This is a genomic window from Streptomyces sp. NPDC015345, assembly GCF_043078805.1.
Taxonomy (GTDB): Bacteria; Actinomycetota; Actinomycetes; order Streptomycetales; family Streptomycetaceae; genus Streptomyces.
In genome coordinates this window covers 1,071,183-1,085,493 of the sequence record NZ_JBIBTX010000002.1, presented here as the reverse complement: position 1 = coordinate 1,085,493, position 14,311 = coordinate 1,071,183, and the positions used below count along the sequence as shown (strand labels likewise).

At 72.6% G+C, this 14,311-nt stretch carries 12 protein-coding genes; 8 read left to right on the top strand and 4 right to left on the bottom strand.

Annotation, left to right across the window (positions count from 1 at the left end; translation table 11 throughout):
* Nucleotides 1-8: 8 nt before the first annotated feature.
* The 6 genes from ACF062_RS11055 (at nt 9) to ACF062_RS11030 (ending at nt 5,021) form a co-directional block, all read left to right on the top strand.
* The gene (locus tag ACF062_RS11055) at nt 9-1,247 is read left to right on the top strand and encodes a sensor histidine kinase (RefSeq protein WP_392137440.1); all 1,239 of its coding nucleotides are present in this window, start codon (nt 9-11) and stop codon (nt 1,245-1,247) included.
* Nucleotides 1,244-1,927, top strand: coding sequence for a response regulator (locus ACF062_RS11050; protein WP_392137439.1), 684 nt, complete (start codon nt 1,244-1,246; stop codon nt 1,925-1,927). Before ACF062_RS11055 ends, ACF062_RS11050 begins: the two co-directional genes overlap by 4 nt.
* 408 nt (nt 1,928-2,335) lie before the next feature.
* Nucleotides 2,336-2,848 carry a GNAT family N-acetyltransferase gene (locus tag ACF062_RS11045; protein WP_392137438.1) on the top strand — a complete coding sequence of 171 codons (513 nt, stop codon included), beginning with the start codon at nt 2,336-2,338 and terminating at the stop codon, nt 2,846-2,848.
* A gap of 83 nt (nt 2,849-2,931) precedes the next feature.
* Nucleotides 2,932-3,678: an SAM-dependent methyltransferase gene (locus ACF062_RS11040; protein ID WP_392137437.1), complete on the top strand. Its 747-nt coding sequence runs from the start codon at nt 2,932-2,934 to the stop codon at nt 3,676-3,678.
* Between the two features lie 166 nt (nt 3,679-3,844).
* Nucleotides 3,845-4,501 (top strand): HD family hydrolase, encoded by a 657-nt coding sequence (locus ACF062_RS11035; RefSeq protein WP_392137436.1) that lies wholly within the window; start codon nt 3,845-3,847, stop codon nt 4,499-4,501.
* 34 nt (nt 4,502-4,535) lie between these two features.
* Complete coding sequence (locus ACF062_RS11030) at nt 4,536-5,021, top strand: hypothetical protein (protein ID WP_392137435.1); 486 nt, start codon at nt 4,536-4,538, stop codon at nt 5,019-5,021.
* On the opposite strand, the gene ACF062_RS11025 is transcribed toward ACF062_RS11030, so the two are convergent.
* The 3 genes from ACF062_RS11025 to ACF062_RS11015 all read right to left on the bottom strand — a co-directional run bounded on the left by ACF062_RS11025 (nt 5,012) and on the right by ACF062_RS11015 (nt 9,315).
* A complete protein-coding gene (locus ACF062_RS11025) occupies nt 5,012-6,427 on the bottom strand; it encodes an amino acid permease (RefSeq protein ID WP_392137434.1) in 1,416 nt (471 codons plus the stop codon). The genes ACF062_RS11030 and ACF062_RS11025 overlap by 10 nt on opposite strands.
* A gap of 83 nt (nt 6,428-6,510) precedes the next feature.
* Entirely contained in the window at nt 6,511-8,685 is a 2,175-nt protein-coding gene (locus ACF062_RS11020; protein WP_392137433.1) for a phage holin family protein, read from the bottom strand.
* A 201-nt stretch (nt 8,686-8,886) separates the two neighbouring features.
* Nucleotides 8,887-9,315, bottom strand: coding sequence for a hypothetical protein (locus ACF062_RS11015; protein WP_392137432.1), 429 nt, complete (start codon nt 9,313-9,315; stop codon nt 8,887-8,889).
* A gap of 82 nt (nt 9,316-9,397) precedes the next feature.
* Here ACF062_RS11015 and ACF062_RS11010 point away from each other — a divergent pair, with 82 nt between their 5' ends.
* Nucleotides 9,398-10,174: an MBL fold metallo-hydrolase gene (locus tag ACF062_RS11010; RefSeq protein ID WP_392137431.1), complete on the top strand. Its 777-nt coding sequence runs from the start codon at nt 9,398-9,400 to the stop codon at nt 10,172-10,174.
* On the top strand, nt 10,171-10,791 hold the full coding sequence (locus ACF062_RS11005; RefSeq protein ID WP_392137430.1) for a DedA family protein: 621 nt from the start codon (nt 10,171-10,173) through the stop codon (nt 10,789-10,791). The genes ACF062_RS11010 and ACF062_RS11005 overlap by 4 nt, the downstream gene beginning before the upstream one ends.
* A gap of 29 nt (nt 10,792-10,820) precedes the next feature.
* Here the strand turns inward: ACF062_RS11005 and ACF062_RS11000 are convergent, their stop codons facing one another.
* Nucleotides 10,821-14,279, bottom strand: a complete 3,459-nt coding sequence (locus ACF062_RS11000; RefSeq protein ID WP_392137429.1) for a CHAT domain-containing protein — start codon at nt 14,277-14,279, stop codon at nt 10,821-10,823.
* Between the last annotated feature and the right edge of the window lie 32 nt (nt 14,280-14,311).

Sequence of the window (14,311 nt, the reverse complement as noted above, 5' to 3'; positions counted from 1 at the left end):
GTCGAGCGATGCACGGAGTGAGGCAGCGTTTACGGACCGGCGCGCATCTGCTGGCGATCGACGCCTGCGTGGCGGCCGTCGTGACAGCCGGGTACGTGGCACTGGCCGACCAGGGTGCCTCAGACGGTCTGCCTCGGTTCTCCGGCCCGTGGTGGTTGGGCTGGCTGGTGGCCGTCTGTGTGGGAATGCCGCTGGCCGTTCGGCGCCTGTGGCCCCTGCCTGCCCTGGCCGTGGTTCTGGGCGCTTCGGCGACGGCGACACTGCTCGACATCACCCGTGACCCGTACATCTCTGCGGCCTTGGCCGTCTACGCGGTGGCGCTCACTGAGCCGACACACCGGGCTTTGGCGGCGTTCGCCCTGATCCTGGTTGTCTCGGCGGCCGCGGTCATCACCGGTGAAGCGGCCCTGACGCCCTCCGGCCCGTGGCCGGAAGCCACCGGCACTGCCGCCCTCGTCTGGCTGGTCATCGGGGCAGCGTGGGCCGCAGGGCGTGTCGTGCGCGAACGCAGATGCCGAGCGGCCCGACGAGACCGTCGCCTTACGGAGGAGGCACTGGCCGAAGAACGCCTGCGCATCGCCAGAGAACTGCACGACATCGTCTCGCACAGCCTCAGCGTGATCGTCGTCAAAGCAGCGGTGGCCAACCATGTGGCCGAGGCACGCCCCCAAGAGACGCGCGATGCCATCCAGGCGATCGAGCAGACCGGCCGGGAGGCGCTCACCGAGATGCGCCGTGCCCTGGGAGTGCTGCGCGGCGACACTGCTGGTCGGCGCACGCGAGAGCCCGGTTCGGCGCAGACCGCTCCCCCTCCCGGACTGGACGACCTGCCAGCCCTCATCCAGCGTGCCGAGCGAGCGGGCGTCCGTACCGAACTCCGCACCCAGCTGGCCGCCGGCCTCCCCGCGGGGACGGCGCTGGCCGTCTACCGGATCGTGCAGGAGGCTCTGACGAACGTGGTTAAGCACGCCGGCGACGGAACGCACTGCCAGGTGACGATCACAGTCGACTCGCGAGGAGAAGTGCGAATCGAGGTGGCGGATGACGGAGCCGGGAACCCGGCCGCATCCGACCGGGCCGAACTCAGGGGTGGCCACGGACTCGTGGGAATGCGCGAACGCGTGACGATGTATGGCGGGACGTTGGCCGCCGGGCCACGGCCCGGCGGCGGGTTCACCGTGTCGGCTCGTCTCCCGCCCGAACCCACTCACGGCACGGCCGCGAACCACAGAGAGAGGACCGCGTGACCGAACCCATCCGGGTACTCGTCGCCGATGACCAGTCCCTGCTCCGAGGCAGCTTCCGGGTACTCATCGACACCACTCCCGGGCTGACAGCGGTCGGCGAGGCCGGCACCGGAGCCGAAGCCGTCGAGAGCGCGCAGCGGCTCTGCCCGGACGTGGTGCTGATGGACATCAGGATGCCCGGCATGGACGGCATCGAGGCGACACGGCGCATAGCCGGATCACCCCAGACAGCCGGGACACACGTCCTCATCCTCACCACCTTCGACCTCGACGAGTACGTGTACGGCGCGCTGCGTGCCGGGGCGGCGGGATTCCTCCTCAAGGACACGTCTCCCGAGGTGCTGCTGGCAGGCATTCGCACCGTCGCCGCCGGAGAGTCCCTTCTCGCCCCTTCGGTGACCCGACGCCTGATCGCCGAGTTCGCTCGTCTTCCCCATGCTCACCATGCGCCGGGATCCTCGCTCGAGGACCTCACGGAGCGCGAGCGCGAGGTCCTCGGGCTCGTGGCGCGTGGCCTCTCCAACGCCGACATCTCCGAGTACCTCCACCTCAGCAACGGCACCGTCAAGACCTACATCGGCCGGCTGCTGAGCAAGCTGCGTGCCCGGGACCGCGCGCAGCTGGTAATCAGCGCCTACGAGTCAGGGCTCGTCAGCGCCGCTCGTCAATCGACCGATTGACGAGCGAGATCGAGAAGTGAGGGCTCTCGGCCGGACGCCTCACGGCGCCGGCCGCAGTCGGCCGTGGATGTCGGCGCCGCTGCACTCCGAGTCGCTGGTGTCGCCTGGGGGTGGTTCGGTGACGGCCGACCAGCACGGACCTGTGCTGCGGCCCAGTGACCGGATCACTCACAACGGCGGCACCACCAGGTGGCGGTCGGGCTTCACCCACGAGTCCTGCCGCAAGGGTGAGTGCTCAGCCGCCCCCGACCTCTTGATACGCTCCCTTGACGCGCGAGACTCGCGATCACAACTGCGGCAAGGGAGGTTGATGAATATGGCCCGCCAGGCGCTTCATCAGCATGCCCTTGTCCGGGCCGCACGAGGATAACCAGCGGCCCGGTCGTCTCAAACGACCAGGAGTGTCGCGTGTCTTCCTTCTCATTGACCGGTACAGATCTGACCACTGACCGCCTCGTGCTGCGGCCATGGTCCACCGACGAACTCGCCGCCGTCCTCAACGGCGTCCGGCTGACGCACTGGGCCGAGGACTTCCCCGCCGACGGCGACCGCGTCATCGCGGGATTCCTCACCGAACACCCCGACGGCCTCACCGACTACGGCCACCGCCAGATCATCGAGCGGGCCAGCGGTCTGGTGGTCGGTTCCATCGGTCTGTTCTGGCCGCCGAGTAGCGGCTCCCTTGAGGTCGGCTACGGCATTGTCGCCTCCCACCGAAGCCACGGCTATGCCTCCGAAGCCACCCGCGCCATCGTTGAGTTCGCCCTGACCGCACCCGGCGTGAACACCGTCTGCGCAGACGTGGAGTTGTCCAACCCGGCCTCCGTCCGCGTACTGGAGAAGGCCGGCCTGCATCGCTGGAGCGAGGACGCCACCATCGCCCGGTTCTCCACCACGGCACCGGCTCCGTCCCAGCAGTGATCCCGGCCTGGGGGCGGCTGAGGAGCTGTGCTCCGCAGCCGCCCCGGCCGTTCTGACTTCTTCCGGACCAAAGGAATCCCAAAGTGGATCTGCCACGTAGTTTCACCATCCGCGAGAGCGGCCACCGCGTGCTCAACCCGTTCACCATCGAGAAGCTGGCCCTCCTGGGGCAGGCCATCAGCCCGTCGCCGGGTACGCGCGTACTCGACCTGGCCTGCGGCAAGGGCGAGCTGCTGTGCACCTGGGCACGGGACCACGGCGTGACCGGCACCGGTGTGGACATCAGCACCGTCTTCCTCGACGCGGCCCGCGCGCGGGCCGTCGAGCTGGGCGTCGCCGACCGCGTCGGCTTCGTCCACGGGGACGCGTCGGGCCACGTCTCCGACGATCCGGTCGGCATCGCCGCCTGCGTCGGTGCCACCTGGATCGGCTCCGGCGTGCCCGGCACCGTCGGGCTTCTCCGGCGCAGCCTGGCGCCCGGCGGCATGATGCTGATCGGCGAGCCGTACTGGCGGCGCGAGCCCGAGGACGAGGCGACCGCCAAAGCCTGCGGTCTCTCCCGTGCGGACGACCTGCTCTCCCTGCCGGAGCTGCTGACGCGCTTCGGCGACTTGGGCTGCGACGTCGTGGAGATGGTGCTCGCCGACCAGGACAGCTGGGACCGGTACGCCGCCGCGCAGTGGCTCAACATCCGCCGCTGGCTCGACGCCAACCCCGAGGACGAGCTGGCCGACGAGCTGCGCGCGGAGCTCACCACGGGCCCCGTCCGCCACGCCCGGTACCAGCGCGAATACGTGGGGTGGGGAGTGTTCGTGCTGATGGACCGCTGACCCCGCCGCCATCCCCGGTGAGTCCCGGCGCAACCTGCCGGGGCTCACTCCCGGAGTGCCGCACGCCGAACGCCACCGCCCCACCGATAACGCCAAGTAGAGCTGCGCGGTGGTTTCGGAGCGAGGTTCACTCTGCGAGTGGGTCAGTGCATGCCACGATGAACCCATGAGTGATGAGCGCCGCAGGCTACTTGCCGAGAAGACGCCCTTCCCCGACGACCTCGATGATCGACTGCATGCACAGCTCACTTTTCTTGTCGAGATCGACCAGCTCAAGACCATCCTTCGGCAGTCTCCCCTTGCTGCGGCGGACCGCCGTGAGAACGACGCGGAGCACTCGTGGCATTTGGCGATGATGGTTGCGATCCTCGCCGAGTACTCCGACCGGCCTATCGACGTAGGCCACACCATTCAGCTCGTTCTCCTGCACGATCTCGTGGAGATCTACGCCGGCGACACGCCCCTGTACGACAGCGCCGCGGGGGACGATCAAAATGAACGTGAAGTGGCCGCAGCCGACAAGCTCTTCGGCTTGCTTCCGGCAGATCAGGCTCAGCGTATGCGGCTTCTGTGGGACGAGTTCGAGGAACGTCGCACTCCCGAAGCCAAGTTCGCCAAGGCAATGGACCGGCTGCAGCCACTCCTCCTCAACTGGATGGCGCGTGGCGGCACATGGCGCACTCCGGGCGTCACCGCTGATGATGTCCGGGCCCGCAAGGCTGTGATCGGCGAGGCCTCCGCCTCCCTGTGGCGGGCCGGCCAGCGCCTCATCGACGAGGGAGAGACACGCGGCTGGTCGAGACGAGCCGCGCCTCAGAGTTGACGGGCGCCGTGTCGAAGCCGCGTCGGGGGCGTCGGTGACCGTGGCGGTCAACCACTACGGGCCCGTGCGGGTGCGCCTGGCCGCTGTGAACACCTCCGGCACTCCCGGGCCGCCGTCCGAGGCGGTGGAGGCCACAGCGCGCCGGGCCGCGTGCGAGGACCGGGGCCAAAGGGTTGTGCGGCGTGATCATGTTGCTGCTGGGGCGATCACCGCGGACCTCCTGGACGCGGACGCGATCAACGGCAAGATCACCACCGGCGCCACGGTGCAGACCGCCGCCGAGGGGCCGCGCATCGTCCTGAACGCGGCACGGCTGCGGGCGATCGGCACGAACGGCTCGGCGATCGGCATGGAACCCAACGACGTCTATCCGTACATCTACTGGGCGTCCGTCGACGGCACGAACCAACTTCCACAACAGGCCCTTGCCGTCGCTCGGTTGCACGTAGTCCTGCGGTCGTGGCGCCGCCGGCGCGGTAGCCGGGTCGGCCTGACCGGCCCGGGTGCCGGTCAGGCGTGAGAGGTGGCGGTCCGCTGCTTGCGGGCCGACATCACCGCGTACACGAGCACGCCGGCGAAGAGGAACAGCACGCCCTGGTAGACCGCCGCGTATCCGGACCCGGCGACCAGCCACATGGAGAACGCGAAGGCGATGCCCGCGAGGACCGCGTCCCGCACCAGCCGCCCCCGGTGGACGCGCGCGCCCTGCCCGGAGACGAGGAAGTAGATCTGGGCGACAGTGGCCAGGAGATAGGGCACGGTCGCCGTGAACGTGGTGATCAGGACCAGGGACTCGAAGACGCCGCCGGAACCCGCCGCGTAGTTGTAGACGGTCAGGAGCGAGGCGAGGACGACGGTGACGAGGACGCCGACGGTCGGCACGCCCCGCTTCTTGCGACCGAACGCGCTCGGGAACAGGCCGTCCTTCGCGGCGGCGTACGGCGTCTGGGCGCTCAGCAGCGTCCAGCCGTTGAGGGCGCCGACCATCGAGACCAGCGCGGCGAGCGCGACGGCGGTGCCGCCCCAGGAGCCGCCGAACATGACGTTGACGGCGTCCGAGAAGGGCGCGGTGGAGCCCACCAGCTTGTCGTGCGCGACGGTCCCGAAGACGGCGAGCGTGCCGAGCAGATAGACGAGGGCCGCGCCGAGCGTGCCGAGGATGGTGGCCCGTCCGACGTTGCGGCGCGGGTCGCGGACCTCGCCCGCGCTGACGGCGGCCGACTCCACGCCGAGGTAGGAGAAGAGCAGGATGGCGGCGGACGCCGAGAGGGCGCCGACCGCGCTGTCGTCGCTCGCCTGGAAGGGCCCGAGGTTGGCGCTGTCGAAGAAGAAGAGACCGCCGACCGCGACGAGCAGCAGCGGCAGGAACTTCAGTACGGTGGCGACGAGCTGGACCGCGCCGACGTACCGCGTGCCCGCGAGGTTCGCGAGGGCGGGCAGGAGTTGCAGGGTCAGGGCGGCCAGACAGGCGGTCCACTTGTGTTCGCCGACGGGGATGAGCACGTCGAGGTAGCCCACGGCCGCGACGGCGAGGGCCGCGTTGGACACCCAGGTGGTGATCCAGTACGACCAGGCGGCCAGGAACCCGGCGAAGTCACCGAAGGCCTCGCGCGCGTAGACGTAGGGCCCGCCGGTCCGCGGATCGCGCTCGGCGAGGCGTCCGAAGACGAGCGCCAGGGCTATCGCCCCCGCGGTCAGCACGCCGAAGGCGACCAGGCTGATCGTGCCGAACGGGGCGACGGAGGCCGGGAGCAGGAAGATTCCGCCGCCGATGATGTTGCCCATCACGAGGCAGGTGGCGATCGGGAGCCCGAAGCGCCGGGCGTGCCTGCTCTGCCCTTCCTGCTCGGAGGCCGGAGCCTGCCCGGAGACCGGGTCCTGCTCGGGGGCCGGAGCCGACTGCGGTGCGGTTCCGGTGTCGTGCATGGGGTCGTGCGCCTCTCGTCGTGCCAGGTGCCCGGGATCGCCGGGCGGAAGCCATGGTCGGGCACGGCGGGCGCCGCTCCAAATCAGCGTGTTTTGTCCTGCGGGGCATGGTCGACGACCGCAAGAGCTGCGCCCGTGGGGGCGCCGGACGGGGAATCATCCACCGGAATGGAAGCCTCCGCCGGGAGCGGGGCGGCGCCGGTCACCGGCATCAGGGGCTCCAGGGCCTCGCCGAGCCAGCGTCGCAGGACGCGGTGGACGTGTTCGGCGCCGACCAGCTCCTCGCCGTCCGCCACCGGGTCGGAGAGGACGAGCGGTGACAGGAGGAAGGGGCGGGACTGCGCGCCGCCGAGCCCGCCGTGCGAGCCGATCTGCTCCTCGAAGGCGAGGACTTCACCGTCCTGCGGGTCGTACCAGGAGTTGACCATGATGTCGGCGGTGTGCGGAAAGCCGTCGGTGCGCCGCACGGCCTCCAGGGCGCCCGGCCCGAAGTCGGCGAGCGGCCCGAGGTCGGTCGGGTCCTCGTCCAGGTACACCTCGGCCCCGCGCGCGCCCAGCACCAGCGGGCCGCGCTCCGCACTGCGTACGAGGAGGAAGCCGATGCCCGGGTGGTTGGCGAGTGTCGGCAGCAGCGCCGGGTGGCGGCGGTCGATCTCCTCGCGGGTCATGCGGTGCCGTACGTCAGGGAAGGAGACGAGCCCGAGGTTGCCGGAGGCGAGCACGATCGGCTCCGCGCGCCGGACCGGGCGGCGCTCGTCGGCGCCCTCCTCGACCGGGCGGCGCAGAGCGGCCCGCACCGCGGCACGGGCCTCGGCGCCGCTGTGCGTACGCTGCGCCCTGCGCGGCACGGGCAGTCCGCAGCCGGCCCGGACGAGGTCGGCGAGGGTCAGGCCGTAGCGGGCGCGGAAGGTCTCCCCCGGGCTCTGGCCATGGTCGGAGAGCAGCACGATGCGGTAGGCGCGCGGCGCGTGCTCGGCGACCTGGGCGAGCAGGGCGAGCGAGCGGTCCAGGCGCCTGAGGACCTTCTCCACGTCGCGGCCGGTGGGCCCCGAGTGGTGCGCCACCTCGTCGTACGCGACGAGGTCGGCGTAGACGGCGCTGCGCCCGGCGAGCATGTCCCCGATGACGGCGGCGACCACCACGTCCCGTTCCACGACGGTCGCGAAGGCGCGGATGAACGGATAGAGCCCGCCGCGGCCGACGCGCGGGCGGCGCCGCTCGACGCGGGCGCGGGTGGACTCGCCGATCTCGCGGAAGACCTCCGCCACGAAGGACAGGGCGGTGCGCACCGCGTTGGCGGGGTCGGAGAAGTAGGCGAAGTACCCGGCCCGCGACCGGTTCTCCTTGCCCCGCCTCGCGGCCACGGAGAGCACGAGGGCGAGCTGTCCGGCGCCGCCGCTGAAGAGGTTGCCGCGGCTGGCGCCGTCGACGGTGAGCAGACCGCTGTCGCCGGTGCGCCGCACGGCCCGGCGCTGGAGTTCGACGGCGGAGGCGGGGCGGTTGCTGACCATGACCTCGCCGGTGTCCTTCTCGTACCACCGGAAGGCGGGCACGTCGAAGTTGGAGCCGTGCAGGATGCCGAGTTGGCTGGCGCCGGTCTGGCTGGACCAGTCGGTGCGCCAGGGGGTGAGCCGGTGGGTGGGGAGGCCGCCCGCGGGGCTCTGGCCCAGCCAGCGGGCGACGGTGGGCATGAGGCCCTTGGTGACGGCGGCGGTCAGGACGTCGTGGCCGACGCCGTCGAGCTGGATGAAGACCGTGCCGGGGGCGATGGGGCCCGGCTGCCCCGGGGTGCCGCGCCGCCTGCGGCGGTCGGCGAGGCGGTAGAGGCGGCGCCGGTAGGCGTCGTCGTCCCGCACGGCGAGGGCGCCGCCGGCGGCCGAGGCGACGGCCGACATGGCCGCGGCGACGACCACGGCGGTCTCCGCGCCGGCTTCGCCGCGGTCTTCGGGGATGAGGCTCAGGGCGAGCAGCAGCAGCGAGCCGTTGAGGAAGAAGGCGAGCAGGCCGAGCACCAGCGCGGGTACGAGCAGCAGGGCGCGGACCAGCAGCGGCCACACCAGCGCGGAGAGCAGGCCGAAGGCGCCCGCGCCCCAGGCGGCGGTGACCGCGATCCGGGTGGCGCTGTCGCCGTCGTCGGACTGGAGCTTGAAGTCCGGCAGGATCCCGGCGAGTACGAGCATCGTCAGCGTGCTGACGGCCCATACGGCGACCACCCGCCACAGAGCACTGCCGGCCTTGCGCCATCGCCCTCTCCCCACGCCTCACCCCTTCGCTTTTCACCCGGAACCGGACACCAGCGTGTCACAGGCCCCTGTCCAGGGGCCCACGCCCCCGTCCCTACCCCGTCCCGCGACGCCGACCACGCCGCGGCGCCGGGCGCGCGGAAGGGAAGGGTGCCGTGAAGGGGTCGCGAGGGGGTGCGGAGCGGCGCGTGGACGGCACCGGTGGACGGGGGCGGCTCAGCGGCCGTCGTAACCCGCGGTGGGCATGGACAGACGGCGATGCACCCTCGCCTTCATCCGTGAGTCGTACGCGGGCTCCGCGAACCCGGCCGTCTCCACCCGCACCCCGCGCCGCGCGCACTCCGCGGTGAACTCCTCAGGGCACCGCAGCGCTCGCTCAAGGACCCGGTGGCTCGGTACGACGAAGAGGTCCACGAGGCCCGCCTCGACGTCGCCCCACAGCACCACGTGGTCGGCGCGCAACTCTCGTGCGACGAGTTCCCGCGTGACGACGTAGCCGTGGTCGGCCGCCCACCGCGCGCACATCGCGTGCTGGCTGCGCGAGTCGACCAGGAAGGGGTCGGCGTCGAGCTCCTCCAGGGGCGTCAGGCTGGCGATCGACGCCACCCGCACCACGGCGGTGTCCATGCCCACGACCTCTCCCATGGCGTCCCCCTCACCTCGGTCCTGGCCGCCGACCCTACTCCTGGCCGTACGCTCGGAGACAGTCGCCATAAGGAGGAACCGGGTGCCCGTCGAGGTCACATGGTGGGGTCACGCCACTTGCACGGTCGAGGACTCGGGCGTCCGCGTACTCACCGACCCCCTCTTCGCCCGCCGCCTCGCGCATCTGCGGCGCCGCAGGGGCGCGCTGCCGCCGCCCCGCGCCGCCGTCGCCGATGTCGTGCTGATCTCGCATCTGCACGCCGATCACCTGCACGTCCCCTCGCTCGCCCGGCTCGCCCCCGGCACCCGCGCGCTGGTCCCGCGCGGCACGGCGCGCTCGGTGCCCGGTCTCGCCCGCAGACTGCCCCAGCTGCGGTTCACCGAGGTCGCGCCGGGTGACGAGGTCCCGGTCGGCGACGTCGTCGTGCGGGCGGTGCCGGCGCTGCACGACGGGCGGCGGCTCCCGGTCGGACCGCGGCTCGCCCCGGCCCTCGGCTATGTGATCAGCGGTGAGGCGCGCACCTACTTCGCGGGCGACACCGGGCTCTTCGACTCGATGGCCGCGGAGGTCGGGGACGTGGACGTGGCGCTGCTTCCGGTCGGCGGCTGGGGCCCCTACCTGGGGCACGGGCATCTGGACGCGGGGCGCGCCGCCGAGGCGCTCGCCCGGATCGCGCCGAGCAGCGCGGTCCCGGTGCACTACGGCACGTACTGGCCGATCGGCATGGACGCGGTGCGCCCGCACGAATTCCACGCGCCCGGCCTGGAGTTCGTGCGCCAGGCGGCCCGTCTCGCGCCCGCGGTGGCCGTGCACCGGCTCCTGCACGGCGAGAGCGTGCTGCCGAAGGCGGCCCGGTGAACCTCGCCGCGGCGGCCCAGGTGGCGCCCGCGAGCACCCAGCAGGCGGTCGCCTATCCGTCGCTGTTCCTGCTGGTGGTGATCGGCGCGCTGGTGCCGGTGGTGCCGACGGGCGCGCTGGTCAGTTCGGCGGCGGTCGTGGCCCTGCACCAGGAGACGCCGTCGCTCTCGCTGCCCGTCGTCTTCGGCGTCGCGGCGCTCGCGGCGTTCCTCGGCGACATCGCCCTGTACTGGCTGGGGCGGCGCGGCATGCGGTCGAAGAACGGTTCGCGCTGGCTCCAGGCGATCCGTGACCGGGCGCCCGAGGAGCGGCTCGCGCAGGCTCAGGCCAAGCTGGAGGACCACGGGGTGATGGTCCTGGTGCTGTCCCGGCTGGTTCCCGCCGGGCGGATCCCGGTGATGCTGGCGTGCCTGATGGCGAAGATGCCGGTGCGGCAGTTCGCGCGCGGGGACGTGCCCGCGTGCCTCGCGTGGGCGGTGACGTACCAGTTGATCGGCATCCTCGGCGGCTCGCTGTTCAAGGAGCCGTGGGAGGGTGTCGTGCTCGCGGTCGCGCTGACGGTGCTGATCAGCGCGGCGCCGACCGTGTGGCGCAAGGTCCGGCGGGCCCCGGCGTAGCCGCAGGACGTCGGAGCCGGGGCCGTCGCCTACGCGCCCGCGTGCAGGTGGCCCGCCCAGAGGGACGGCGTCGCCGGGTAGCGGTCGCGGATCGCCCGGATGGTGTGGTGCAGGGCCGTGGCGGACCGGGCAGGGGTGAGCGTGCCGCCGGGCGGGTCGGGGGTCGGGTGCATGCTGGTCAGGTGGGTGTAGAAGGACTCGGCGATGTCGGCGGCCAGGCGGTCGCTGACCGGCCACAGTGTCCCGATGACGTGGGGGAAGCCCGCGAGCTGGAACGCGCTGGTGAGATGGATGGCCTCGTCCAGCAGATCGAAGCTGCCGGGGTCCGCGGTGCTACAGGCCGACAGGTAGGCCAGCTGTGCGTGGGTGAGGTTCATCCGGGCCAGTGCGGCGACGGTCAGCGGGGTGGTGGCGTGGTCGTTCAGGAGCAGGCGGCTCTGGCCGGGGTCGGTGTGGTCGCTCTCGGCGTGGCAGGCGAAGTGGGCCACGGCGTACTGCGGAAGGCAGGCGAGGACGGTGTCCGTGGTCGGGGTGTCGCGGCTCGGCGGGGGCGGGGCGCCGTCGGCGGTGGGACCGGGTGCCGTGAGGTGGACCGGGCGGGGCAGCAGGGGGTGGATCCGGCGGGCTTCCTCGGCGGCGTGCGCCAAGGGGCTGAGACCGGGCGTGTTCGGCATGGCGATGATCAGGGACCGGGGCTCGTCGGCGGGCGAGGACCGGAGGCGGCTCCTGCGGGCGTGGCGCAGGGCTCGGACGGTGGGCGTGTAGGAGGAGATCACCCGGTCCAGGACCGTGCGGCGCGGTGCCGCGTCGCCCTGGTCGGTGTGGAAGCCCGCCGCGTGCAGGGGCAGCAGTCCCAGCAGACCGCCCGGCGCCCACCACACCCGCGGCAGCTCCCCGGGCCGAGCCCTCGCGGCCATGTCCGGCGTCGCCGCCAGGGCCGAGAGGACCGGCTCCGCGGCCGCCTCCCAGAGCCATTCCAGTACGCCGCGCAGGGACCGCTGCGCGGCGATCCGGTCGCCGTCGGGCGCTGTCACCTCGCCCAATGCCTGGTGGAAGGTCTCCAGTTGGGTGTAGAGGGCCTTCTCCGTGAGGAGGGGCAGGGGGCAGGAGGTGATGCCCTCGCCGGTGAGGAGCAGCGCGTCGCTGCGGTAGCGGCTGATGTTGTACGTCACCACGGGGCCGTGGGCGGCTTCGCTCAGGAGGGCGTCGAGGGTCGGGGGCAGGCCGAAGCCGGTGAATCCTTCGAGGGTCCGGATGCGGTCCATCAGCTCTTCCAACTCGGCCGCCACACGGTGCCGTTCCTGGCCCGCGCCCGCGGCCGCCTCCTCCGCCGCGCTCTGCTCCCGGTCCAGCAGGTCACGCAAGTCGACGAAGCGGGAAGCCAGTTCGGGATGCCGGACGTGCAACTCGGACAGGTCGTCCCGGGTGTCCAGTGCCTGGGACAGGAGCACGGCCCGGCCCGCCTCCACCAGGCGCAGCGCCCGCGCGGCCCGTTCTGACGCGGTGCCACCGGGGGCGGCCAGGGCCAGGGCCGCCGCGTCGGCGGCGAGATCGACGGCGTCGGTGCCGAGGGCGTGCTGCTGGTCGCCTCGCCGCAGGCGGCGCGGTGCCACCTGCGGCAGCGTCAGTACGGCCCGCTCCAGGAACGCGGCCGCCCGGCCGGGGTCCGAGGACGCGGCCAGGCGCGCCGCCCCCCGCGCCGCACGGATGCGTATCCACGGTGGAGCGGCGGCCGACTCGGCAGCGCCTTCCCAGACGGACCGCTCCTCCGTCGAGTCGGCCGCCGCTCTGGTGCGCTCGAACCGCAGTCGCAGGACGCTCGCGAGGTTCATCAGGGCGCCGGCACGGTGGGGGTGGTCGGCGGGCATCATCCGGCGGGCCGCGCGGCCCGCCTCCACCGCCTCGTCCAGGTCACGCGGGTCCCCACCGCGCTCGAATCTCCTCCGCAGGGCGATACAGAGGCTGACCAGGTGCATGCTCCGGGGGTGGCCGTCAGGAGTGAGCCCGCTGGCGGCGCGACTCGCCTCCACCGCCTCGTCCAGGTCGCGCGGGTCCCCGCCGCGCTCGAACCGCAGCTGCGAGGCGGCCGCGAACTCGGCCAGGTACGCCGCGCGTCGAGGGTGGCCGTCGGGGACGATCCGCAGGACGGCGCGCCCCGCCTCCACGGCCTCGTCCACGTCTCTGAGGTCCCCGGGGGCACCGGTGCGCTCGAACCTCATCCGCAGGCAGGCGCCGAGGCCCGCCAGGCGTGCCGCGCGTTCGGGGTGCTGGTCGGGGGTGGCCCGGACGGCGGCGCGGCCCGCCTCCACGGCCTCGTCCACGTCCGCGAGCATCCCGGTGCCCTGGAAGCGGAACCGCAGGGCGGAACTGAGACCGGTCAGGCTCACGACCTGGTCGGGGTGTCCGTCGGGCGCCGCCCGGACGGCGGCGCGGCCCGCCTCCACCGCTTCGTCCACGTCCGCGAGCATCCCGGTGCGGTTGAAGCGGTCCAGCAGGACGACGCAGAGGTTGGACAGGAAGCCCGCACTCCGCGCGCCGGTTCGGACGGCGGCGCGACTCGCCTCCACGGCCTCGTGCACATCCGTGAGCGTCCCGGTGTGCTGGAACCGGGACTGCAGGGCGACGGCGAGGTTGGTCAGGAACAGGCCCCGGCGAGGGTCGTCCGCGCCTGCGGCCAGGGCGGCGGCGCGGCTTGCCTCCACCGCCTCGTCGATGTCGCCCGGCTCGCCGGTCCGTTGGAACCGCGCCCGCAGGGCCGCACCGAGGTTGGTCAGGTGCCGGGCCCGCTCGGAGTCGTCCGCGCCGCCGCCCCGGGCGGCGGCGCGGCCGGTGGCCACCGCTTCGTCCATGTCCCCCAGGTCACCGGTGCGCTTGGAGCGGTTCAGCAGAGCGGCGCAGAGGTTGGACAGGTAGCCCGCGCGCTGCGGCCGGCCGTCGGGGGTGGCCCGGACGGCGGCACGGCCCGCCCGCACCGCCTCGTCCGCGTCCGTCAGGTCCCCGCCATGCGCGAATCGTGTGTCCAGGGCGGCACAGAGGAGGGAAAGGGTGTGCGCGTGGCGCGGATGGCCTTCGGGCAGCCTGCGCTCGATACGTCGTGCCAGGTCCACGGTGGTGTCCAGGAGTGCCGGATCAGTGGTGGTGAACGAGCGGGTGAGCAGGTCCATCAGGTCGGGGACCGCCCGCTCGGCGACGGCTGGGCGCAGGGACTCCGGCACGGTTTCCTCCGCCACGACGAAGCACTGCCCGAAGAGGCGGACCGCCTCTGTCCACTCCCGTTCGGCCCGCGCCCGCGGGAGTGCCTGGGAGCGCAGGTAATGCAGCCAGGCCAAGGCGTGCGCGGCTTCCAGGTCGCCTTCGGCGGCGAACGCCGACAGATCGCGCGCGGCGGTCAGCGCGGCCGGATCCAGGGCGTGGGACAGGTCCCGCCTGTCGCCCGCCCGTTCCACGCCGCTCATGACCGCTGCCAGCAGCCTTTCGCGCTGTCCCATCAGGCCCCCCGGTCGTTGACGGCTCGTCAACC